The sequence below is a fragment of the Kitasatospora sp. NPDC093558 genome (assembly GCF_040683475.1).
In the GTDB taxonomy this organism is placed as follows: Bacteria; Actinomycetota; Actinomycetes; order Streptomycetales; family Streptomycetaceae; genus Kitasatospora.
On sequence record NZ_JBFBDY010000772.1, the window covers coordinates 1 to 2,660 of the forward strand.

At 73.5% G+C, this 2,660-nt stretch carries 3 protein-coding genes; all 3 read left to right on the forward strand.

Annotated elements, in window-relative coordinates:
* Positions 1-855: ATP-binding cassette domain-containing protein (locus tag AB0O00_RS34990; RefSeq protein ID WP_363658735.1), on the forward strand; the 855-nt coding region annotated here is incomplete at its 5' end.
* Positions 852-1,859 carry an ABC transporter permease gene (locus AB0O00_RS34995; protein WP_363658737.1) on the forward strand — a complete coding sequence of 336 codons (1,008 nt, stop codon included), beginning with the start codon at positions 852-854 and terminating at the stop codon, positions 1,857-1,859. The genes AB0O00_RS34990 and AB0O00_RS34995, both read left to right, overlap by 4 nt.
* Positions 1,860-2,341: 482 nt before the next feature.
* Positions 2,342-2,660: hypothetical protein (locus AB0O00_RS35000; protein WP_363658739.1), on the forward strand; the 319-nt coding region annotated here is incomplete at its 3' end.

Sequence of the window (2,660 nt, forward strand, 5' to 3'; positions counted from 1 at the left end):
GACCTCGCCCCGGTCGAGGCGACCGAGCCGCGGATGATCCGCGAGATGGTCGGCGGCGAACTCGCCCGTGGCGCCGCCCTGCGGCCCGCCCCGGCGACGGCCCGCACCGTCCTGAGCGCGCGGGGGCTGACGGCGGACGGTCTCGGCCCGCTCGACCTGGACCTGCGGGCCGGCGAGATCGTCGGCGTGGCCGGGCTGATGGGCTCCGGGCGCAGCCGGCTGCTGCACACCCTGATGGGCGCGCAACCCCGCACGGGCGGCGAGGTCGAGCTGGCCGGCCGCCGCTTCCACCCGCGCCACCCCGCCGACGCCGTCGCCGCGGGCGTCGGCCTGGTGCCGGAGGACCGCAAGGAGCAGTCCCTGCTCCTGTCGCACCCGGTGCGGTGGAACGCCACCCTCGCCACGTTGCGGCGCGACTCCTGGCACGGCGTCCTCACCCCCGGCGGCGACCGTGCACGCTCACAACGGATCGTCGACGGCCTGGGAGTCCGGCTGCACAGCCAGGAGCAGCCGATCGGCGACCTGTCCGGCGGCAACCAGCAGAAGGTCGTGTTCGGCCGGTGGCTGCACGCCGCCCCCGACGTCCTGCTGCTCGACGAGCCCACCCGCGGCGTCGACGTGGGGGCCAAGGCCGAGATCTACCGGCTCGTCGACCGGGCCGCGGCGGACGGTCTGGCCGTCCTGGCCGCCTCGTCCGAACTGGAGGAACTGCTGTGGATCTGCCACCGGATCCTGGTGATGGCCCACGGCCGGATCGTCGCCGACCTGCCCCGCGAGCAGTTCGGCAAGGAACGCATCATGACGGCGGCCACCAGCCGGCCGCAGCCGTCGGCGAGCACGGAGGAACGCGCATGACCACCGAGACCGCCCCCTCCCGCGAGGAGGCGCCCGCACCGGCCCGGAGCCGGCTGCGCGTCCTGGTCGACACGCCCGAAGTGGGGGTCGTCCTCGCCTGCGTCGCCGTGTTCACCGCGCTCGCGCTGGCCCGGGACACCTTCGCGAGCGCGGTCAACCTCCAGGGCATGGGCGCCGACCTGGCCCAGTACGGGCTGATCGCGATCGGCGAATCGCTCGTCATCCTGACCGGCGGCATCGACCTGTCGGTGGGCGCCCTGCTGGGCACCAGTGTGATCCTGATGTCCTGGTTCGACGTGCGGGCCGGCCTGCCCGCCGGGGTGGCGGTCCTGGCGACCCTGGCCGTCGCCGGACTCGTCGGGCTGGTCCACGGGCTGGCCGTGACCCGGCTGCGGATGCCGCCGTTCGTCGTCACGCAGGTCACGTACACGGTGGCGCAGGGCGTGACCCTGGCGATCACCTCGGGGACCTCCATCGTCGGCATCGACCCGTTCTTCGGCGACGTCGGCCAGAGCTACCTGGCCCAGATCCCGGTGCCGCTGGTGCTGTTCGCGGTGGTGACCGCCGCCGCGTGGTTCTTCCTCGAACGCACCTACGCCGGACGGCAGGTCTACGCCGTCGGCGGCAACCCCGAGGCGGCCCGGCTGGCCGGAATCCGCGGCGACCGGCGGGTGGTGTCGATGTACGTGGCCTCCTCCCTGGTGTCGGCCTTCGCCGGAATGCTCGTGCTGGGCCGGATGGGGGTCGGCTCCGCCAGCGGCGTCGGCGTCGGCTGGGAGCTCTCGGCGATCGCGGCCGCGGTCATCGGCGGGGTCAGCCTGACCGGCGGGCAGGGCAGGGTCGTGGGCATCGTCGCCGGTGCTGTCCTGCTGGAGCTGATCAACAACGGACTGACGACCCTTCAGGTCAACTCCAACTACACCAACATCGTGCTGGGTTGCGTGCTCGGCCTGGCCATCACGGCCGACCGCCTGCGCGCCAGGCACGTGGCGAGACGCTCCTGACTCTGTCCCCGTCGCCTATTACCCGAGCGCCCCGGCACGCCCCCGCCCGGCCCGGCGGGGGTTTCGCCGTGCCCGCGAGCCGGTGACACCGGCACGGGCCGCGCGCCCCCATCTCATGGCCGTATGGCCCTTCTTGACGGGGCAAACCCCCTCCGGTTGGCGGGTGTACATCAAGATCAGGGCCCGTTGACAATGGGCCGAAGGTGCCCCTTGCCGCCGACGGAAGGCAGGAGCCACAACGCAGGCCTCCTACCCGGGCGGCAGACAGCGTCATCCAAAGGGGGTACGCAGGTCCTGGGGTCCCGATCGGGCAGCGATCAACGGGGAATGGTTTGGGGCTGAACAGCGCGAACACGGCCATCATCGCCCTCCCGGGCGGAATGCCCGGCGAACGGTGTCTCCACGTGGCATGGGCCGGGCGCACGAGAGTGGCCCCGGGCTCGCCGGAGGCCTCGCGGGCGGTGCGCCGGGCGGTGGGCCGGATGCTCGGAATACCGCATGACGACGTGCCGTTGGGCCACGACGCGTTCGGACGGCCGCGACTGGACGGCTGGCCGCTGGGGCTCGCCGCCTGCTTCGACGGCGGGCGGCTGACGGTGGCGCTGGCCCGGGACATGGCGGTGGCGCTCAGCCTTCAGGAAGTGCCGCGCGACTGCTCCGGCATTGATTTGTTAGCGTTCACAAAGGCCGAGCGCAGCTGGGCGGCCGAGGGGCCGCACGGCACGGCCGGTGAGCGGCTGGCCCGCCTGTGGACGCGCAAGGAGGCGGCCCTGCGGTTGGGCGGCGGGCCGCTGTCGGCGG

What these genes read in the sequence shown, in the direction of transcription:
- AB0O00_RS34995 (WP_363658737.1), top strand. Translation starts at nt 852, where the DNA reads ATGACCACCGAGACCGCCCCCTCCCGCGAGGAGGCGCCCGCACCGGCC.